A 21159-nucleotide genomic window follows, 5' to 3' on the forward strand; every position below is an offset into this window, starting at 1 on the left:
CTTGGCGACTGGTTTTACAGCCGCCAAATTGTAGGGTTTTATACTGTGTCGGCTTATAGGACTACGCGAACAATATCAATTTCACCCAGTTCTTTATATAGCGTTTCAACCTGCTCGATTGATGTTGCCGTAATTGAAACAGAAACAGCACTGTAAGTACCTTTGCCGCTTGGTTTTACGGAAGGAGAGTAGTCACCAGGGGCATGACGCTGAATAACTTCAACAACCAGATCTGATAGTTCAGGTTTATTGTAGCCCATCACCTTGTAGGTAAATTTACAAGGAAACTCTAATAGATCTTTCAGTTTTGGCTGTTCTTGCTGCTGCATTCTGAACTCCAGGATTTTGCATTGGTATAACTGTGTTTTAGCCGAGCATATTAATGGGTCGCCCGCTATAAAACAAGCATCTGAGGCGGGCCACAATGGTGGCCGGAAACAAAAAGAGGTAACAGATGTTACCTCTTTTTTATTGATAATCAGTGAGCTGGATTAGCTTAGCCAGCCTTTAAATAGCAACATAATGTAATCAATTAAGCGACTAAAGAGGCCACCTTCTTTAACATCATTCAGTGCCAGCAGTGGGTACTCTGCAATATCTTCATCACCAACGCGGTAGTAAAGTTTACCGACTTCGTCACCTTTGGAAATTGGTGCTTTCAGCTCTTTTTCCAGTACGAAACTGGCTTTTAGGTCTTTGGTTTGGCCGCGAGGCAGGGTCACGAATGTATTTTCAGCAACACCCAGTGATACTTCATCTGTATCACCCATCCATACTTTCTCGGTCACGAAGGTTTCGTCAGCCTTGTGTGGAGAGACAGTTTCAAAGAAGCGGAAGCCGTAGTTAAGCAGCTTTTTACTCTCAGCCTTACGAGCATTCGGGCTTTGGGTACCCATTACCACAGCAACCAGGCGCATCTTGCCTTCAGTCGCGGTGCTTACCAGGCTGTAACCTGCGTTGTTGGTGTGCCCGGTCTTCAAACCGTCAACATTCAGGCTCTTATCCCAAAGCAGACTGTTGCGGTTGTACTGGGTAATACCGTTGTAGGTAAAGGACTTCTCTTTATAGATTGCGAATTCTTCTGGAACATCGCGGATCAGACCCTGTGCCAGCAGCGCCATGTCATATGGCGTAGTGTACAGGTTCGGGTTATCCAGGCCATGTACGTTGCCGAAATGGGTTGAATCCATCCCCAGGGTTTTGGCCCAGGCATTCATTAAATCGACAAAAGAGTCTTCTGAGCCGGCCACGTGTTCAGCCATTGCCACGCAGGCATCATTGCCCGACTGGATGATGATGCCGCGGTTTAAATCAGAGACTTTAACTTCGCTGCCAACTTCGATGAACATCTTGGATGAGCCAGGGAAGTTCTTCGCCCAGGCATTTTTGCTGATCACCACAGTATCATTCATCGAGATGTTGCCGCGTTTGACCTCCTGGCCAATGACGTAGCTGGTCATCATCTTGGTGAGACTGGCTGGTGGGATCTGGTCATACTCTTTGTTTCCGGCCAGGATTTTTCCGGAATGGTAGTCCATTAATACATAGCCTTTGGCAGCGATCTGCGGTGCTTCAGGTACGACAGCTGGTGCAGCTGCGACAGACACTGAAGCCAGCAGGGTTGCTGATACAGCTACAGAACGAATAAGTGCAGCAGATTTCTTCATGATAGTTGTAACTTAATTTGTCGATTGCAAAAAAACTGCACACACTATATCAGATTGTAAATCGAGAACCCACGGTTGCAGCCTCTGAAACAGGGCTTGTTTGGGATTCTTGATATTCTTTGACATTAATCCGTGTGTGCTAGCAGTAGATATACCCAAGTATCTTGAGAGTGCCTGGATATAGAGTCTAAATTATTGCTTTTGTTCCAACTCGCGTTGTGAGGTGATGATAAAAGCGCCCGGATAAAGGCTGGTTTTGGCTTTATCCCGTTGGGTAATTGCTTCATCGCGGTCGAGGTAAGGACCGAGGCGTAGTCGGTATACTTCAGCTGCGTCGGCTTTTTTCAGATCAACCTGGGTGGCAAAGTCTTGCTCTAGTTGCTGAGCCATTTGTTTGGCTTTGTTCTCATCGGTTACTGCTGCCAGCTGGACAAAATAGAAATGCGGATTGGCGCTTTGCCATTCGTCGGGAGACTCGGGTTTTGCTACACGGATCAGTTCAATTTTAACCGGCGCCGTGCCATTTTTGATGACGTCCAGCTTGGCTGCGGCGGCCATGCTCAGGTCAATGACCCGACCTTCGTGAAATGGGCCGCGGTCGTTGACACGTACAATGACTACCTTGCCGTTGCTGGTGTTGGTAACTTTGACATAACTTGGCAGCGGTAGCGTTTTGTGAGCCGCCGTCATTGAGTACATGTCATAGATTTCACCATTGGAGGTTTTGTGGCCATGGAATTTCTGTCCGTACCATGAGGCGTAGCCTTCCTGGGTGAATTCGTTATTGTTGTCGACGATTTTGTAATCTTTACCGCGCAGGGTGTAATCTTTGTTTCCGGCAAGGCTTTGAGATTCATAGCGGGGTTGGGCATCCTCTATATGATCCAGGGTCAGTGACGATTTCGGGGCGACATCGTCAGCCAGGTCGTAGCGTTCATTGCTTGGTGTAGAGCTACAGCCCGCCAGTAATAACAAAAATAAAAGAGAGTATGCGCGCATTTAGGTCGCCTTAGACAACATTTTTCTATGGGTGTGAATTGACATCAGGATCCCGAAGCCAGCCATCAGGGTGACCATGGAGGTGCCGCCGTAACTGACCAGTGGAAGGGGAACCCCAACTACAGGCAGCAGGCCGCTTACCATCCCGATGTTAACAAAAATATAGACGAAGAAACTCAATACGATACTGCCAGCCATCATCCGGCCAAAGGCTGTCTGGGCCCGGCTAGCCAGCATCAAACCTCGGCCAATGATAAAGAGGTAGATGGCTAGCAGGCAGATAACCCCAATTAGCCCCCATTCCTCAGCAATCACCGCGAAGATAAAGTCCGTGTGACGTTCTGGCAGAAACTCCAGCTGGGACTGGGTTCCGTGTAGCCATCCTTTGCCTGTCAGGCCGCCGGAGCCGATAGCGATTTTTGATTGGATAATATGGTAGCCAGCCCCGAGTGGGTCGGACTCCGGATTGAACAGGGTGAGTACCCGGGTGCGCTGGTAGTCGCGCATCAGAAACAGCCAAAGAATCGGGATGAAAGCGCCAAGCATGACAGCTGCTGCGCCGATGAGTCGCCAACTGATCCCCGATAGGAACAAGACAAAGATACCTGATGCCGCGATCAAGATGGAGGTACCGAGGTCAGGCTGTTTGGCGATCAGAATTGTCGGAACAAAAATCATCACCAAGGCAATAATGATATTACGGAAGCTGGGCGGTAGTGGTTGATTACCGATAAATCGCGCTACCATCAGGGGGACTGCCAGTTTGATCAGTTCCGAGGGCTGGAAACGGACAAAACCCAAGTTAAGCCAGCGTTGTGCCCCTTTGGAGGCTTCGCCGAAAAGCAATACGCCGAGTAATAGTAGCAGCCCGACTCCGAATAGGTAGGGAGCCCAGGTTTCGTAATGGCGCGGAGCAATTTGTGCCAGGATAAACATGATCCCCAGTGACAAAAGCATGCGAACCGCCTGGCGTTCCATCATTGGGAGGCTTTGACCACTGGAGCTGTACATGACCATTAGGGCAAAGCCCATAAGCGTCAAGATCCCAAGCAACAGCGGCATATCCAGATGTAGGCGGTTGCTGAGTGTTCTTTTTTTTCCTGTTGCAGTCATGATACTCATTGATTCACCTCTGCTAACTTGGCATCTTTCACCGCTTGCTGTGATTGATCGGTTTGTTTGGGTTTGAGTAACATATGGTCAAAAATCTTGCGGGCGACCGGACCACCGTTGGATGAACCACCGCCGGCATTTTCCAGAACCATGGAAACTACCACCTCTGGTTTTTCATATGGAGCAAATGCCGTGAACAGTGCGTGGTCGCGCAGGTGTTCTTTCAGTTCATCTGCGTTATATTTCTGGTTTTCGGCCAAGCTAAAGACCTGCGCGGAACCTGATTTACCGCCGGCTTTGTATTTAGCCTTGGCAAAGGCACGTCTTGCTGTACCTTTTTTGCCAAATAGCACGTTGTACATACCTTCTCTGGCGACCTCCCAGTATTTAGGGTCGACATTGGTAATTGGCGGATAGTTGTCAAACTTGGCCGGCATTTCTGTCTCATCATCTATGATGCCTTTGAGCAGGTGCGGAGCTTCGACAAGCCCGTCGTTAACCAGGACACTTGTTGCTTTGGCTATTTGCAGTGGTGTTGCGGTCCAGTAACCCTGGCCGATTCCGACCGGAATAGTATCACCCTGATACCAAGGTTTGCGGAATCGGGCTTGTTTCCATTCACGGGTCGGCATATTGGCCTGACTCTCTTCGTGGATATCGATGCCGGTGTATTCTCCGAAGCCAAAGCGGCCCATCCAGTTGGACAGGCGGTCAATACCGAGGTCATAAGCGACCTGATAGAAGAAGGTATCGACTGACTCTTCAATGGCTTTGTAGATGTTAACCTTACCGTGGCCCCAGCGCCGCCAGTCTCGGAATGCCCGGCTCTTAGAGTTCGGTATTTTCCAGTAACCAGGGTCATTACGGGTTGTTCGGGTAGTGATCACACCTTCGCTTAGTGCCGCAACTGCGATCATTGGCTTAATGGTGGAGGCCGGCGGGTAGATCCCCAGGGTGACGCGGTTAACCAGCGGGCGGTTTTTGTCGTTCAGCAACTCACGGTATTTTTTACCTGAAATGCCGTGGACGAACAGGTTCGGATCGTAGCTCGGGCTGGATACCATCGCCAGTACTGATGAATCCCGTGGATCGAGGACGACCACGGAACCGCGCTTGTGCTTGATGATTTCTTCGCCGGTGTCCGGATCTTGTTTACGCTCTGTCAGTAGTTCCTGAACATACAGTTGCAGTTCGATATCCAGGTTCAGGCGAATATCTTTGCCCGGGATTGGGGGGACGTATTTGAGGGTACGAATGACCCGTCCGCGGCTGTTAACTTCAACTTCTTGATAGCCGGAGGTGCCGTGCAACAGGTCTTCATAGTATTTTTCGATACCGATCTTGCCGATATCGCGGGTTGCCTTGTAGTTGTTGATCTTTTCGTCGCGCTCTAACTTTTGGAGATCGCGATCGTTGATTTTGGCAACGTAACCTAGAACATGGGTCAGGGCTTCACCATAAGGGTAATAGCGCTTGAGGTAGGCTTTGACCTCAACGCCTGGGAAATAGTGCTGATTGACAGAAAATAGTGCCACTTGGGCTTCTGTCAGCTGGTTTAGCAGCGGGACTGATTTAAATCGACGGGTACGGCGGCGCTCTTTGCGGAACCGTTTGATGTCTTCATCCGTGATCCCCATCAGTTCTGTAAGCTGGACAAAGGTTTCTTCCAGGTTTGGAACTTTTTCGGTGGTGATTTCCAGTGAATATACCGGGCGGTTTTCTGCCAGCAGAATGCCGTTACGGTCGTAGATCAGGCCGCGGTTAGGAGCAACCGGAACAATTTTGATCCGGTTGTCATTTGATCGTGTCTGGTAGTCTTCGTGCTGGCTGACCTGGATATTGTACAGGTTGGCCAGCAGTAAACTTACCAGCACGATGATGCCGATAAATGAGACAAGAGCACGGCGGAAAAACAGCGCCGACTCAGCGCGGTGGTCGCGGATCTGGGTTCGCTTTTGTCTCATTGGCAATTATTCTCTGTGGTATGGGTGGTTGGCAGTAATACTCCACGCGCGGTAAAGGCTTTCAGCCATCACCACTCGTACCAGAGGATGAGGTAAAGTCAGGGGAGATAATGACCAGCTTTGATCTGCTGCTGCCTTGCAGGCCGGAGCCAGTCCTTCTGGGCCGCCGATCAAGATTGAGACATCTCGCCCGTCTAGTTTCCAGCTTTCTAGCTGGCCGGCCAATTGCTCTGTATCCCAACGCTTGCCAGGAATATCCAAAGTGACAATGCGGTTGCCTTTTGGTACGGCAGCTAACATTGCTTCGCCTTCCTTTTGCAGGATACGCGCAATATCGGCATTTTTGCCGCGTTTGCCGGCCGGGATTTCGATTAACTCTAGCGGCATGTCTTTCGGGAAGCGGCGGCTATATTCTTTATAGCCTTCTTCGACCCATTTTGGCATCTTGGTGCCAACAGCAATCAGTTGAAGCTTCATCTGTTAATTAGCCCCAAAGCTTCTCCAGTTGGTACAGGTTACGTGCGTCTTCCTGCATGATGTGCAGCATAACGCTACCCATATCAACAATCACCCACTCACCGTCTTCTTCGCCGCTGATACCGAAAGGAGGGTAGTCGACCAGCTTGGATTCTTTGTTGACGTGGTCAGCAATCGAGGATACGTGACGGTTTGATGTACCGGTACACACAACCATAAACTCTGTAATGCTTGACTTACCGCGTACGTCTAGAGTCACAATGTCTTGGGCTTTAATATCGTCAACTTTATCAACAATAAAATCGTGTAGTTCTTGAACCTGCAAAGGAATCCCCTCATTTGGTGATTGGTGTAATTAATTTAGTCCCAGATCGCTCTGAGTCACAATTTAGCGGCGCAGTATACCATGCTCAACCTTGTTCGATACAAGTTGGCAGTAATTTTACAATTTCTCCATGGTATGTGTCCGAATTCCACACATTTCGGCACACAGGGCGGATAACGCCGGCCAAGGCTGAAAATCGAAATCAGTTTTAACTTTTATCTCCAGCCGGGCCAGTTGCTGTAATAGCTGGATCAGAGTGCTGAGCGGCAGCCGGTGCAGGGCACCGATATAGACTTCACGGCGGCTTTGCCAGACACGAAACTGCTCAAAAATGATGTTCAGCGGGGTGCCCTTGCTACCCATCTCCTGCATTTTATAGAGTTGGGTCAGCTCGCGCTGCAAGGTTCGCAGCAGGATGACGGCTTCGATACCTTCTCCTTCTAGCTGGCGGAGCACCCGCTGGCTACGTTTGCTTTGGCCTGCCAGCAGGGCGTCGACCAACTGGAACGGGGTGTAGTGGTTATGGCGGCTCAGAGCCTCTTCGAGACGAACAACCGTTAGGGCTCCATCAGGATAAAGCAGTGTCAGCTTTTGCAGGCTTTGTGCCAGAGCCAGCAGGTTCCCCTCATGCCATTGGGCTAGCATCAGGACTGACTCATGGTCAGGGTTAAGCCCTAGCTTTTGGCAGCGTCCCTGAATGAATCGCGGTAGATGGCGGGCATCCGGGGTATTGCAGGGGATATATAAGCCAAGCTCGGTAAGCGCTTTGAACCACTTGGCACTTTCTTGTTTTTTGTTCAGGCGCGGGCCATGCATCAAGAGCAGAATGTCGCTGTGCAGGGTGGCTATCACCTCTTGCAGGGCTTTGGCCTGGTTGGCATTGAGTCCGGATTCCGGGACCTCCAGCTCGATGATCTGCCTTGCAGAAAATAGGCTCATGGCCTGGGTGCAGTCAAGGACTTGATTCCAGTCGAGTTGGGCGTCAATGGTAAAGGTGTGGCGTTCATCAAAGCCGGCCAGCTGGGCTACTTGTTTGATTTGATCGCCGCATTCCTGTTTAAGGAGTGGTTCATTACCAAATAGAAGATAGGCTTGGCGCAGCCCTTTGCCTAGCTGCTGCGCCAGTTGTTCCGGGTAGATTCTCATTCTGCTTTGTTGCTCGGGTTTTCGTCATCGGCAAACAGGGTATTACCTGCTTGTGTATCTTCGATGGCTTCTGTCGTAACGCTGGTGTTAGTTTCGGTACCATCTTCCATCATGGCTTCCAGCTTTTCTTCTTCCAACTTGTTGAAGTCGGCGGTCAGACGGGCAAGCTGGCGCATGATTTGACGAGAAGCCTGTTGGCGCATTTCGTCTTCAATCATATCGCGTTCGACTGACTTTGCCAGGGCTGTCAGTGGGTTGTCGAGGAAGGTGCGGTTGACCTTAGTGGTATAGGTCTGGCTGCCTTTTTCCGGTACAACAATACGGTAGCTGACGTTATAGGTCAGTTCGTATTCGGCGGCACGGCTGTTTTGGTATAGCGACAGAGTACGTTCGCCGGTTGATTCACTGATCAGGTGCAGGTTCGGTACTGTCGGCGATGGCGGGACAGATTCGATGCCGTGCAGTTTAAACTGCGATTCAACCTGTCGGGTTAACGGGCCGAAACGGTCAAAGCTGGTCAGGGATAATTTGGCGATATCGTCGGGTAGCATATAGTTACCGCGAAGGTGGAAACCGCAAGAGGCAGTGGCCAGGGCCATTACTGCAATCAAGAGGGTTCGGATTGTGCTTTTTAGAGATAAGAAAGCTTTCACCGAGTCTGCTCCATGAAAAAGTTAGTGAAAACTAACCGGTCAACATGGTTGAACCGGGTAAGGGATAGGGTGGACCGGTAGGAGCCATCCATGATCCCTGTAAGCCAGGGACCATGGATTAGGCACAAATAAATTGCTTTAGTTCGAACCTTTTTAGTTCGCAACAATGTTCAGCAGTTTACCTGGTACGTAGATCACTTTACGAACAGTTTTGTCGTCAGTGAACTTAGTAACATTTTCGTCGTTCAGCGCCAGCTCTTCAACCTGTTCTTTGGTTGCGTCTGCTGCAACAGTCAGTTTCGCACGAAGCTTACCGTTAACTTGAACAATGATTAGCTTCTCGTCTTCAACTAATGCTTTAGCGTCAGCTTCAGGCCATTGTGCTTGGTCGATGTTGCTTTCACCTAGTGCTTCCCACATTTCGAAACAGATGTGTGGGGTCATTGGGTATAGCATACGAACGATAGCTTTTAGCGCTTCATCAAGTAGGGCACGATCTTGTGCAGATTCTTGAGCGGCTTTAGCCAGTTTGTTCATCAGTTCCATGATTGCAGCAATTGCGGTGTTGAACGTCTGACGACGGCCGATATCATCGCTTACTTTTGCAATCGTTTTGTGAACATCACGACGCAGTACTTTCTGATCAGAAGACAGTGCTGCAACGTCTACTGCTTCAGCAGCACCTTTAGTTGCGTGTTCTTTAACCAGTTTCCAGACACGTTTTAGGAAGCGGTTAGCACCTTCAACACCAGATTCTTGCCACTCAAGCGTCATGTCAGCAGGCGATGCAAACATCATGAATAGACGAACGGTATCAGCACCGTACTTGTCTACCATCTCTTGTGGGTCGATACCGTTGTTTTTCGACTTAGACATTTTGATCATGCCTGAGTGTGTTACGTCGCGGCCTTGGCTGTCGGTTGCTTTTTCGATGCGGCCTTTGCTGTCGCGCTCGATTTCAACGTCAGTCGGTGCAATCCACTCTTTGGTGCCCTTGTCGTTAGTGTGGTAGAAGGCATCAGCCAGTACCATACCTTGACATAGCAGTTGCTTGAACGGTTCGTCAGATGTTACGTAACCTGCGTCACGTAGCAATTTGTGGAAGAAGCGCGAGTACAGAAGGTGCATACAAGCGTGCTCGATACCACCAATGTACTGGTCTACTGGTAGCCAGTAGTTTGCTTTTTCTGGGTCTAGAATATCGTCAGCTTGTGGTGAACAGTAACGTGCGTAGTACCAAGATGATTCCATGAAGGTATCGAAGGTATCTGTTTCACGTAGTGCTGGCTCGCCGTTAAAGGTGGTTTTCGCCCACTCTTTATCCGCTTTGATTGGGCTAGTTACGCCGTCCATTACCACGTCTTCTGGTAGGATAACTGGTAGTTGGTCAGTAGGTACTGGATGAACTTCGCCGTCTTCAGTCGTTACCATTGGGATTGGAGCACCCCAGTAACGCTGACGAGATACACCCCAGTCGCGTAGACGGAAGTTAACGGTTTTCTTACCTTTACCTTCTGCCTCCAGTTTCGCTGCGATTGCATCGAACGCCCCTTGGAAGTCTAGGCCGTCAAATTCGCCAGAATCGAACAGTACACCTTTCTCTGTGTATGCCGCTTCAGATACGTCTAGCTCGCTACCGTCTTCAGGCTTGATAACAGGAATGATATCAAGGCCGTATTTGGTTGCGAATTCAAAGTCACGCTGATCGTGCGCAGGTACCGCCATTACCGCACCTGTGCCATAATCCATTAGTACGAAGTTCGCTACGAATACAGGAACACGACGACCGTTTAGTGGGTGGATTGCGTAAAGGCCGGTTGCCATGCCTTTTTTCTCCATCGTTGCTAGTTCTGCTTCAGCAACTTTGGTGTTTTTACATTCTTCGTTGAATGCCGCAAGTTCAGGGTTTGATTTCGCTGCAAGCTCAGCCAGAGGGTGACCCGCTGCGATACCCACGTACGTTACACCCATTAGGGTATCTGGACGTGTTGTGTACACTTCTAGTGGTGCGTCTTGGCCTTCAACTTCGAAAGACAGTTCAACACCTTCAGAGCGGCCGATCCAGTTGCGCTGCATGGTTTTCACCATTTCAGGCCAACCGTCTAGTTTGTCTAGATCGTCTAGTAGCTCTTGTGCGTATTCAGTGATCTTAATGAACCACTGTGGAATTTCTTTTTGTTCTACCGGAGTATCACAACGCCAGCAACAACCGTCTTCTACTTGCTCGTTAGCCAGTACAGTTTGGTCGTTAGGACACCAGTTTACTGAAGAGGTTTTCTTGTAAACCAAACCTTTGTTGTAAAGCTTAGTGAAAAACTCTTGTTCCCAACGGTAGTACTCAGGCGTACATGTTGCGAATTCACGGTTCCAGTCGTAACCCAGGCCTAGTGATTTAAGCTGGTTTTTCATGTACTCGATGTTTTCGTAAGTCCAAGGCGCAGGCGCTGTCTTGTTCTTCACCGCTGCATTTTCTGCTGGCAGGCCGAATGCGTCCCAGCCGATTGGCTGCATTACATTCTTGCCTTGAAGGCGCTGGTAACGGGAAATTACATCACCGATGGTGTAGTTACGAACGTGCCCCATGTGCAGTCGACCGCTCGGGTACGGGAACATGGAGAGACAGTAGAATTTTTCTTTATTTGGGTCTTCACTTACAACAAAGGTCTTGTTGTTGTCCCAGTGCTCTTGAACTTGTTGTTCAATGTCCTGTGGGCGATATTGTTCTTGCATCGATGACATCCAGGATTTTGTGAGTTAAGTACATACACATTCAATATAATCGACATAGAATAACTAAAGGTAGAGGTGTCAACAATAGCTGAGGCCAATTCGGATAGTAATTGTTAGTTCTTGTCCAGATTGCAGGAGTTTATTCCTCAAATAGCCAGAATTGAGCCACAGAAATAGGAGGTGACCTATGGCTAAGCAAAAAAAGGAATACGAAGCACTGCTTGAGCAGGTGACAGAAACTTTGAAGCACAGCCCTGATGAGCTAAGGCAGTGGGCTGAAACGACAGCAAAGTACCGTCAGGCTGCCAGCGACATGACCAAGGATGAGTGGGCCTTGATTTCCGCCTATCTGAAACGTGATCTCAAAGAGTTTGCTCAGAGTGTCAAGGAAAGCCCTGAACCATTCTCTGAAAGCCCTTTCTATAAGCTGGTGTCCGAAACTATCTGGAGCGGGCTCGCAGAGGTGACTGATAAAACCCAGCTTGAATGGCATGAAGTGATGGATGATCTCCAGCATCAGGGCGTATATCAGGCCGGTGAGATTGTCGGGTTAGGTAATCTGGTTTGTGAAAAATGCGGTTACCACGAGCAGTATACTCACGTGAGGCGGTTGGAGCCTTGCCCACATTGCGGCCACACACAGTTTACTCGTCGTCCGCTATCGCCTTAATTTTCTTCGATTACAAAATAACAGCGGGCCGACGGCCCGCTGTTTCATTATTACTGTATCAACACCTTACTTGCATTGACCTAGTTTGCTCCAGACGCCCCAGTCAGAATTGTTCTCGACTGGTGACTGATTCTGGGTCCACCATCTTGCCTCATAGGCAGCACCGTTTTGCTGGATTTGCTCTCCAGCCTGGTAAACGTTGTATGCAGACCATAGCGATAAGTTGCTGCAATCGACAGTACCTGGTTGTGGGTTTGGTCCAGGATTAGGCTTAACCCCTTTCACTCGTTCTAAGACTGCAAAGGTATCAACAATACCGGTACCACAGATGGCAGTGTTACAAGTACTGCCCGCAGGGAATGGGCGTGTTGTTTCCTTAATATATTGCTCGACTTGATCCGGTGTCAGGCTCGCATCCAGTGAGTACATCAGAGCAGCAACACCTGCAACATGTGGCGCCGCCATACTGGTACCCATGGAGTAGTTGTAGGTATTCTTTTCTGCTTGACGCTTACCAGAGTTGTAAGTTGACAGGATGCCTTCTGAGCGACCGCCGCCCGGTGCAGTGATATCAATCATGTCACCGAAATTAGAATAGAAGGCACGGTTGCCTTCTTTGTTGTTGGATGCAACAGAGATGACACCCTGGCAGTTTCCAGGGTTGAAATCGCGGACATTCTGATTGTCATTACCGGCAGCGACAACGATGGTTGCACCAGCTCCCCGGACCTCATTGATAGTTTGCTGGTAGGTGTACCCGCAAGCTCCCTGGCCACCAAGGCTGAGGTTCAATACTTGAGCTGGATATGGGTTGGCAGGGGCTCCGGCAACAGGAAGGCCTGCAGCCCAGCGCATGCCGTCAGTGATGTCAGAGGTATAGCCGCCACAAGCACCAAGTACCCGTACTGGTACAATGCGGGTATTCCAGGCCACACCCGTTACACCTTGGCCGTTGTTACCTTCGGCAGCAACTGTCCCCGCAACATGGGTGCCATGCCAGGATGAGTTTCTGTCGCGAGGTGGGTAGTTTCTACCGCACTGACCTGCTACTAACCAGTCACCTTCATCTGTTGCATCAGCATCGCGGCCATCACCATCACGGGCGCCGGCGGCATTTTTGATAAAGTCATAGCCAGGGAGCAGGTTGTTCATTAGATCAGGGTGATCAAAGCGAACGCCGGTATCAATAACGGCAACGATTACGTCAGATCCGCCGGTGGTGAGATCCCAGGCCTTTGGCATGTTAATGCCACTGACAGCAGAGGAGTAATGCCATTGGAGAGAGTAGCCAGGATCGTTAGGGATCGCAGTTGGCCACATGATGCGGTCAGGTTCAGCATATTCGATGTTGGGATCTTGCTGGAGTTGTTCGATTACTGTTTCCAGGTTCTGTTGATCCGGTACCTTGAGAACATGGGTGTCGTGAGAGCTTGGACGAACATATTGAATTTCGCTGTCAGTGATTTGCTGCAAGTGGGCCACACTGTTGCTGGCTGCAGCTTCGGTGAGCATGACAGGGCTATGACTGCGGTATTTAACGATAATCTGATCTGTTATGAGTTCATTATTTTGGGCAAGGGCTGGACAGGTTGCAAGGAGCACAGCCAGTGCAGTTGCTGTAGGTATGGTTCTCATTTTTCATCCTTGTTTATATCTTTGTTGTGATGAGGTAAGTAATGGTTCCTCAGCCCCAAGTGTTGACAAATTGATTGGTTTTTTCAGGATGAAGTTTAAGAAACTGAACGCATATCAGAAAAAGATTTGAAGGTTTCAAACCGGTTAATTTGAAATGGTGATATGTGGCAAAATTATGATTTGTTTTTGCAGCATTCTGCAGATGAATTATTTGGCATTTGTGTCGTTATTGCCATATTTTGTATTGGCATGTAGTTATGTAGTGAATGCTATGAATCAAGGCTTCCTTAGTTACTGGAGGGGCTGATTGCTGCTGTTGGGATATATCTTAGCAGGACATAAAAAAAGGCGAAGAACTAATCTTCGCCTTTTCAGTTTCTATTCAGCTATTTTGCATGCTGTTGTAAGTTAATCAATTTCCTGTGGGCGGTGATCACGAAAGTGTCCTGCCTGGCGACAGATAAGGAGTGCTGATAATGCCAGTGACCAGAGTACATAAAGGTAAAGTGGCCAGTTGCCCAATGTGGTGTATGGAGTCAGCCCTTCCGTCGGTACGAGCGTTGCCCTGAGTACCGCTGTTTCAAACTGCGGAATTTGCTTAACGATTTGACCCGTATGGTCAACAACGCCAGTGATGCCGTTGTTGGTAGCTCTCAGTAAGGGTTTGCCAAGCTCAAGGGAGCGCATCTGGGCAATTTCCATGTGCTGGAATGGCCCGATAGATTTACCGAACCAGGCATCGTTTGACAATGTGAGCAGGAGTTCGGTATCGATACTGACATTTTGCCGTACCTGCTCGCTGAAGGCGATTTCATAGCACAGGGCTGGCGCAAGCGAATAGCCGTTAGCTTCCAGATTTGGCTGGATAAATCCCCCCCGGCTAAAAGACGACATCGGCAAGTTAAATAATGGGGCTAGTGGACGTAGCAGTTCCCCAAATGGTACGAATTCACCGAACGGCAGTAAGTGGTGCTTGCTGTAACGGGTTGCGGATTCGTATTTATACGGGCCGTCAGCATTTATTCCCAGGGTCAGAATATTATTGAAATATTCCCCGTTCTCCTTCTGATCCAGTACGCCAGTGATCACGGTGCTGTTGTTGTGGCGCGCGGCACTATCGAGATTTTGCAGGAAAGTCGGCACTTGGGTTTCCAGGGCTGGGATGGCCGCTTCCGGCCAGACGATCAGGTCGGCGTCCCAGTTTTCCCTGGTGAGATCCGTGTACTTCATTAAGGTCGGCCAGCGTTGGCTTGGCAGCCATTTCAGCGCTTGCGGGACATTCCCCTGGATAAGAGCAACATCGACACTTTTTTCCGGAGACGGGGTTACCCATTGAATATTGCCTGCGAGGATGCCAAACCCGATGATCAATGCCGGGATTAGCAGAGGCTTCCAGTTTCGGTGGCAGCATGCTGCTACGAAGGCACTGCTGCTCAGTACCAGGGCGAGGGTGATCCCCTCAACGCCGAGAATGGGGGCGATTGGCGACAGTGGACTGTTTATTTGGCTGTAGCCCATCCATAGCCAGGGAAAACCGGTCAGGAACCAGCCCCGGAACCAGTCGAGTAGCAGCCAGAGTACCGGGCCGCTCAATAGCAGCTGGTGGAGAGGGCGACCGCGGTTGAAACGGTTGAATAGGGCCCCGAAGGCGGCCGGGAAAAGCGCCAGGTAACCTATCAGCATGCTCATCAGGAAAAGGCTGGCAATTTTCGGCATACCGCCAAAAGTATCAATACTTACATGAACCCAGCTGATGCCGGTTCCGAACAGGCCAAGCCCCCAAAGAAAGCCGATCAGGGCGGAGCGCTTGATGCTTTGGTTCTGAAGCAGGAAGAAAAAACCGAAAAGAGAAACTGGCGCAAGAAACCAGTAGTTATAAGGGGCAAATGAAAGGGTGGCGAGTGCACCCGCCGGGGCTGCCGGCAAAAGCCGCCCCAGCGTTTGTAATGAAGTTTTTTTCATTATCTATGATGTCGTTGTCGGTTGGTGTGCTTCGTGAGGCACGGTCACTTGCAACTGAATAACACGGCGGTTATCGGCTGATGTGACTTTGAACGAGTAGCCGCTGAGTTCAACCACTTCACCTCGATTCGGCAGGTGGCCAAAGCTGGTCATTACCAGCCCACCAACCGTATCGACTTCTTCATCGCTGAATTGGGTCTGGAACATCTCGTTGAAGTCTTCGATGGTCGTCAGTGCCTTAACCGAGAAAGTGTGCTTACTTAGCTGACGGATATCCTGTTCTTCTTCATCGTCGAATTCGTCTTCGATTTCGCCGACAATCTGCTCTAGGATGTCTTCAATGGTGATAACACCGGATACCCCGCCAAATTCATCGACTACGATCGCCATGTGATAGCGTTCTTCTCGGAACTCTTTCAGCAGGCGGTCAACGCGCTTACTTTCCGGTACTACAACGGCCGGGCGAAGCACTTTGTCCATATCAAATGGCTCGCTGTTCGGGAGCAGGTAACGCAATAGATCTTTTGCCAGCAAAATGCCTTCGACATGATCTTTATCGTCACTGATCACCGGATAGCGTGAGTGTTGGGCATCAACAATTAAATCAATCAGGTCTTCTAACTTCTGAGAACGTTCGATTGTGACCATCTGGGAGCGTGGGATCATGATGTCACGAACACGCATTTCCGAGATTTCCATGACACCTTCGAGCATGTCGCGGGTGTCGTGATCGATCAAATCGTTTTCTTCCGAATCACGGAAGACTTCGACCAGCTCTTCACGGTTTTGTGGTTCACCTTGAAATAATTGGCCGATACGTTCAAAGAAGGACTTTCTACTCGGACCTTCAGAATTTTGGGAGTTATCTTCGTTCATTGCTTGTAAGAAATCATTCTCTGTCAGTTGGGTGGCAGTGCCACGGGATGTTATCACTAGCTATTCGACAACGGCTTTTAGATAATGTTACAGCTTTTCTTCGGCGTACGGATCCGTAAAGCCCATCTTCACCATAATTTCCGTTTCCAAGCCTTCCATTTCTTCGGCTTCATCATCTTCAATATGGTCATAACCTAGCAGATGGAGACTGCCGTGTACAACCATATGTGCCCAGTGGGCATTTAGCGGTTTATTCTGTTCTTTGGCTTCTTTCTCAACTACCTGGCGGCAGATGATCAAGTCACCCAGCAGATCTATCTCCACTCCTGGTGGAGCCTCAAACGGGAATGACAGTACATTTGTTGGTTTGTCCTTGCCGCGGTATTCGTGGTTTAGAGCGTGACTCTCTTCTTCGTCAACCAGACGGATGGTTACTTCGGCATCGGCCTGGAATGGAGTGACAGCTGCTTCTAGCCATTGCTGAAAGTCAGTTTCGCTTGGCATGCCTTCCTGACTTTCAGTGGCATATTGCAGATCGAGATAAATCGCCATTAGTTATTATTTTCCGTTGTAGCAGTTGTAGCAAGAGGGGCAACGGCCTGTTGTTGTTCACGACGGCGTTGTTCTGCCAACTTGCGTTGTTTTTGATCTTCAGTTTCCCATACCTCGTAGGCCTGCACGATACGTGCCACAACCGGATGGCGGACCACGTCATCGGCCTGGAAGAAGTTGAAGCTGATTTCGTTGACATCTGATAGGACTTCAATTGCATGGCGCAGACCGGAGCGAGCGCCGCGCGGCAGGTCGATCTGGGTGACGTCACCGGTGATCACTGCCCGAGAGTTGAAGCCGATGCGGGTCAGGAACATTTTCATTTGTTCGACTGTGGTGTTTTGGCTTTCATCCAGAATGATGAAGGCATCATTCAAGGTACGGCCACGCATATACGCCAGAGGAGCAACCTCAATCACATTGCGTTCAATCAGCTTTTCTACGCGCTCGAAGCCCAGCATTTCAAAAAGGGCGTCATAGAGCGGGCGCAGGTATGGATCGACTTTCTGGCTCAGGTCTCCCGGCAGAAAGCCCAATTTTTCACCGGCTTCAACCGCAGGGCGGGTAAGCAGGATACGGCGGATTTCCTGGCGTTCCAGCGCATCAACGGCAGCAGCAACGGCCAGGTAGGTTTTACCCGTACCTGCAGGGCCGATACCGAAAGTGATATCGTGGGTAACCATGTTGCTAATGTACTGAGCCTGGTTCGGTGTCCGTGGCTTGATCACACCTTTCTTGGTCTTGATGTGAACTTCTTTGCCATACGGGATAGTACTTTCTGTCATCTGTTCCAAGACACCGGTTTCTTTGATCGCCAGGTGAATTTGCTCAGGATCGATATCTGGAATGTTGTTACGGACTGGGGCCGTGCTGACATACAGGGTTTTGATAATGTGGGCAGCGGCCTGGGCGGTGTGAGGTTTGCCTACAACGCTGAAGCTATTGCCGCGGTGGTTGATTTCTACACCCAAACGGCGTTCAAGTTGTTTGATATTGTCGTCGAAAGGGCCGCAAAGGCTGGAAAGGCGCAGGTTATCGGCGGGTTCCAGATTGAATTCTACAGTAATTATTTTGCTCAAGATTTGCCTCTCATTGCGGTCGCCCGAAATGCGGGCGACCATTTGTTCAGGGCGCGTCCTACTTGTCTTCAGACTGGCTTCTTACTAAGGAGTATATACGCCTACACCCAATTCATCTTCTTTGCGTGTTTTTTCCATTACTTCGCTTGGAGACATTGCTACACGCAGATCCATTTCGGCTTCTGTGCGTACCAGTTCACCGCGTAGTGAGTTCGTAAATACGTCAGTGATCTTCACGTCAACGAACTGGCCAATCAGATCGGCGGAGCCTTCAAAGTTAACTACACGGTTGTTCTCGGTACGGCCGCGAAGTTCCATGATGTTCTTCTTCGATGGGCCTTCTACCAGAATACGCTGTTCAGTCTCTAGCATCTGGCGTGAATAGCGCATAGCCTGAGTATTGATCTGTTGTTGCAGTTCATACAAGCGTTGCTTCTTCACTTCTTCAGGTAGATCACACGGATAGTCAGCGGCTGGAGTACCAGGGCGTGCTGAGAAGATAAAGCTGAAGCTCATGTCGAAGTCTACTTCGCGGATCAGCTTCATGGTGTCTTGGAAGTCCTGATCGCTTTCGCCAGGGAATGCCACGATGAAGTCTGAGCTGATAGTGATATCCGGACGAGCTTTGCGTAGCTTACGGATCTTCGACTTGTACTCGATAGCCGTGTGCGGACGCTTCATCATCGACAGGATACGGTCCGAGCCACTTTGTACCGGCAGGTGCAGGAAGCTCACTACCTCTGGGGTATCTTCGTATACTGAGATGATGTCATCAGTAAACTCGATTGGGTGGCTGGTGGTATAGCGGATACGGTCGATACCATCGATGGCCGCAACCAGACGAAGAAGCTCAGCAAATGTAGCGATATCACCTTCATAAGTATTACCACGGTAGGCATTTACGTTTTGGCCTAACAGGTTAACTTCACGAACGCCTTGTTCAGCTAGCTGCGCGATTTCATATAGAACGTCGTCCAATGGGCGGCTAACCTCTTCACCGCGGGTATATGGTACTACGCAGTAAGTACAGTATTTCGAGCAACCTTCCATAATTGAAACGAATGCAGTTGCCCCTTCGGCACGAGGCTCAGGCAAGCTGTCGAATTTCTCAATTTCAGGGAAAGAGATGTCCATTACTGGTGCATGATCAGAAGCAGACTGCTTAATCATCTCTGGCAGGCGGTGCAGGGTTTGCGGGCCAAAGATTACATCAACATAAGGAGCACGCTGACGAATAGAGTCGCCTTCCTGAGTTGCTACACAACCACCTACACCAATCACCAGATCAGGCTTTTTGTCTTTTAGTGTTTTCCAGCGACCTAGCTGGTGGAAAACTTTTTCTTGCGCCTTTTCACGGATTGAACAGGTGTTCAGTAGCAGAACGTCTGCTTCTTCTGGTTCTTCCGTTAATTCGAAGCCATTGGCTGCATTGAGAAGATCGGCCATTTTTGATGAATCGTATTCGTTCATCTGGCAGCCCCAGGTTTTTATAAGCAGTTTCTTAGCCATGTCTAACTCTTCGCTCGTAGTGTTTTATTCATTGCATTCAACATTGCATCATTCGGCTAACGGCGGCGAAAGAGCGGCTGTTAGCTGTAGCAAGCGGCGTATTGTACTGCTTTAAGCTCGGCCTGACCAGAACATCACCACCCCGAATAAAATATGGATTTATTTCATCGAGGGATAATTGCTGTCTATATTGTAGTTTGCATTCCGTTGTCGAGTCGGTGGTGTTTCTTCCTGATAACAAATGGAACATATCATATTATCAAGTTTTGCCAGCTAATTATCGCTGCTGGCTTGGGGGGAATCAGGTAACATGAGCAATTATTCTGTTTGGTATTGTCTGACCCGGATATAGAGAGTCAGATTCAGAGAGTTATTGGGTATAGCACTGAGATGAGAACAGACATGGAACAATTTGATGTAGTGGTGGCAGGCGGCGGTATGGTCGGTGCTGCGACCGCACTAGGACTGGCGCAGCAGGGAATGAGCGTTGCCGTTATTGAGGGAAAAGAGCCACAGCCTTATCATCCTGAGCAGCCAATGGACTTGCGGGTGTCAGCCATTTCCCCAAATTCTGTTGCCCTTCTGATGCGCTTGGGGGCCTGGGACAGCATCTTGCAGATGCGGCTATGTCCGTTTAAACGCCTGGAAACATGGGAACATCCTGAGTGCCGTACTCGCTTCAATGCTGATGAGATGAACCTTGATCGCCTGGGCTACATTGTCGAAAACCGCATTATTCAGCTGGGCCTTTGGCAGCAGTTTGCTGACTATCCTACGTTGTCGTTACTTTGCCCGTCTCGGATGGAAAAGGCTGAGCCAGTCGATGGTGGTTACCGGGTGGTACTGGATAATGGCCATCAGATTTATACTCGCTTGTTGGTTGGTGCGGATGGCGCCAATTCCCAGGTTAGGCAACAGACAGGTATCGGCATTACAGCCTGGGATTACCGCCAGCACTGCATGCTGATCAATGTAGAGACGGCGTTGCCCCAACAGGATATTACCTGGCAGATGTTTACTCCTCATGGTCCTCGTTCTTTCTTGCCGTTGCCGGGCCATCAAGCATCGCTGGTCTGGTATGACAGTCCTCAGCGGATCCGACAGCTCAGTGCGATGGCACCTGCTCAGCTACATGAGCAGATCTGTGCCCATTTCCCCGATGAGCTGGGCGAATTTAAGGTGCTTAATTCCGGTAGTTTCCCGCTTACTCGCCGTCATGCCCAGACTTATTTTAAGCCTGGTGTGGTTTTACTCGGTGATGCCGCCCATACGATTAACCCGCTCGCTGGGCAGGGTGTTAACCTGGGCTTTAAAGATGTCGATGTCCTGCTTCATGAGGTGGAGAAGGGCGGTAAAGAGTGGGCCGAACCGGCAGTGCTTCGAGCGTATGAACGTCGTCGCCGTCCGGATAATTTGCTGATGCAAACCGGGATGGATTTTTTCTATACCACTTTCAGTAACTCATTGCTGCCGGTAAAAATGGCGCGCAATATTGGTTTGAAGCTGGCTGATCATACTGGCCCGTTGAAAAAGCAGGTGCTGAAATATGCAATGGGGATGTAGGACGATTATATAATCGGCAGATAAAGAAAAAGCCGAGTGTTATTAACAACATTCGGCTTAACAACCAGAGAGATACGATCATTTGGTAGGTTGTAAAATCAGTATTATCAGCAGTCGATTTTACTGCAGACATAAGAAAACCCACCAAAAGGTGGGTTTCTAAATAATGGTGCGGAAGGAGAGACTTGAACTCTCACACCTTGCGGCGCCAGAACCTAAATCTGGTGCGTCTACCAATT

General features: G+C 49.5%; 18 protein-coding genes. 2 read left to right on the forward strand and 16 right to left on the reverse strand.

Going from position 1 to position 21159, the window contains the following annotated elements; translation table 11 throughout:
- Window positions 1-53: 53 nt before the first annotated feature.
- The 10 genes from ybeD to leuS all read right to left on the reverse strand — a co-directional run bounded on the left by ybeD (window position 54) and on the right by leuS (window position 11074).
- Window positions 54-329: a DUF493 family protein YbeD gene (gene ybeD / locus Q0852_RS21020; protein WP_299021783.1), complete on the reverse strand. Its 276-nt coding sequence runs from the start codon at window positions 327-329 to the stop codon at window positions 54-56.
- Window positions 330-491: 162 nt separating this feature from the next.
- Window positions 492-1667: a serine hydrolase gene (locus tag Q0852_RS21025; RefSeq protein ID WP_299021785.1), complete on the reverse strand. Its 1176-nt coding sequence runs from the start codon at window positions 1665-1667 to the stop codon at window positions 492-494.
- Window positions 1668-1859: 192 nt separating this feature from the next.
- The gene (locus Q0852_RS21030) at window positions 1860-2666 is read right to left on the reverse strand and encodes a septal ring lytic transglycosylase RlpA family protein (protein WP_299021787.1); all 807 of its coding nucleotides are present in this window, start codon (window positions 2664-2666) and stop codon (window positions 1860-1862) included.
- Entirely contained in the window at window positions 2667-3788 is a 1122-nt protein-coding gene (gene mrdB, locus Q0852_RS21035) for a peptidoglycan glycosyltransferase MrdB (protein WP_299021789.1), read from the reverse strand.
- The gene (gene mrdA / locus Q0852_RS21040; RefSeq protein WP_299021791.1) at window positions 3785-5743 is read right to left on the reverse strand and encodes a penicillin-binding protein 2; all 1959 of its coding nucleotides are present in this window, start codon (window positions 5741-5743) and stop codon (window positions 3785-3787) included. Before mrdA ends, mrdB begins: the two co-directional genes overlap by 4 nt.
- Before the next feature lie 6 nt (window positions 5744-5749).
- Window positions 5750-6220 (reverse strand): 23S rRNA (pseudouridine(1915)-N(3))-methyltransferase RlmH, encoded by a 471-nt coding sequence (gene rlmH / locus Q0852_RS21045; protein WP_299021792.1) that lies wholly within the window; start codon window positions 6218-6220, stop codon window positions 5750-5752.
- Window positions 6221-6227: 7 nt separating this feature from the next.
- Complete coding sequence (rsfS, locus tag Q0852_RS21050; protein WP_299021794.1) at window positions 6228-6545, reverse strand: ribosome silencing factor; 318 nt, start codon at window positions 6543-6545, stop codon at window positions 6228-6230.
- Between the two features lie 117 nt (window positions 6546-6662).
- Window positions 6663-7691: a DNA polymerase III subunit delta gene (gene holA, locus Q0852_RS21055; protein WP_299021797.1), complete on the reverse strand. Its 1029-nt coding sequence runs from the start codon at window positions 7689-7691 to the stop codon at window positions 6663-6665.
- Window positions 7688-8344 carry an LPS assembly lipoprotein LptE gene (gene lptE / locus Q0852_RS21060; protein ID WP_299021799.1) on the reverse strand — a complete coding sequence of 219 codons (657 nt, stop codon included), beginning with the start codon at window positions 8342-8344 and terminating at the stop codon, window positions 7688-7690. The genes holA and lptE overlap by 4 nt, the downstream gene beginning before the upstream one ends.
- A gap of 153 nt (window positions 8345-8497) precedes the next feature.
- Complete coding sequence (gene leuS, locus Q0852_RS21065; RefSeq protein WP_299021802.1) at window positions 8498-11074, reverse strand: leucine--tRNA ligase; 2577 nt, start codon at window positions 11072-11074, stop codon at window positions 8498-8500.
- Window positions 11075-11261: 187 nt separating this feature from the next.
- Here leuS and Q0852_RS21070 point away from each other — a divergent pair, with 187 nt between their 5' ends.
- Window positions 11262-11744: a zinc ribbon-containing protein gene (locus Q0852_RS21070; protein ID WP_299021806.1), complete on the forward strand. Its 483-nt coding sequence runs from the start codon at window positions 11262-11264 to the stop codon at window positions 11742-11744.
- A 66-nt stretch (window positions 11745-11810) separates the two neighbouring features.
- On the opposite strand, the gene Q0852_RS21075 is transcribed toward Q0852_RS21070, so the two are convergent.
- From Q0852_RS21075 to miaB, 6 genes are all read right to left on the reverse strand, one after another.
- Entirely contained in the window at window positions 11811-13379 is a 1569-nt protein-coding gene (locus Q0852_RS21075) for a S8 family serine peptidase (RefSeq protein ID WP_299021808.1), read from the reverse strand.
- 408 nt (window positions 13380-13787) lie between these two features.
- A complete protein-coding gene (gene lnt / locus Q0852_RS21080; protein ID WP_299021811.1) occupies window positions 13788-15341 on the reverse strand; it encodes an apolipoprotein N-acyltransferase in 1554 nt (517 codons plus the stop codon).
- Window positions 15342-15344: 3 nt separating this feature from the next.
- Window positions 15345-16217, reverse strand: a complete 873-nt coding sequence (gene corC, locus Q0852_RS21085; RefSeq protein ID WP_299021823.1) for a CNNM family magnesium/cobalt transport protein CorC — start codon at window positions 16215-16217, stop codon at window positions 15345-15347.
- An 87-nt stretch (window positions 16218-16304) separates the two neighbouring features.
- A complete protein-coding gene (ybeY, locus tag Q0852_RS21090) occupies window positions 16305-16769 on the reverse strand; it encodes an rRNA maturation RNase YbeY (protein ID WP_299021813.1) in 465 nt (154 codons plus the stop codon).
- On the reverse strand, window positions 16769-17848 hold the full coding sequence (locus tag Q0852_RS21095; protein WP_299021815.1) for a PhoH family protein: 1080 nt from the start codon (window positions 17846-17848) through the stop codon (window positions 16769-16771). Before Q0852_RS21095 ends, ybeY begins: the two co-directional genes overlap by 1 nt.
- A gap of 84 nt (window positions 17849-17932) precedes the next feature.
- Entirely contained in the window at window positions 17933-19357 is a 1425-nt protein-coding gene (miaB, locus tag Q0852_RS21100; protein ID WP_299021818.1) for a tRNA (N6-isopentenyl adenosine(37)-C2)-methylthiotransferase MiaB, read from the reverse strand.
- A 402-nt stretch (window positions 19358-19759) separates the two neighbouring features.
- Between miaB and Q0852_RS21105 the strand changes: the two genes are divergently transcribed.
- A complete protein-coding gene (locus tag Q0852_RS21105; protein ID WP_299021820.1) occupies window positions 19760-20920 on the forward strand; it encodes a 2-octaprenyl-3-methyl-6-methoxy-1,4-benzoquinol hydroxylase in 1161 nt (386 codons plus the stop codon).
- Window positions 20921-21159: the final 239 nt, after the last annotated feature.

Source organism: uncultured Photobacterium sp. (assembly GCF_947502415.1).
GTDB lineage: Bacteria > Pseudomonadota > Gammaproteobacteria > Enterobacterales > Vibrionaceae > Photobacterium.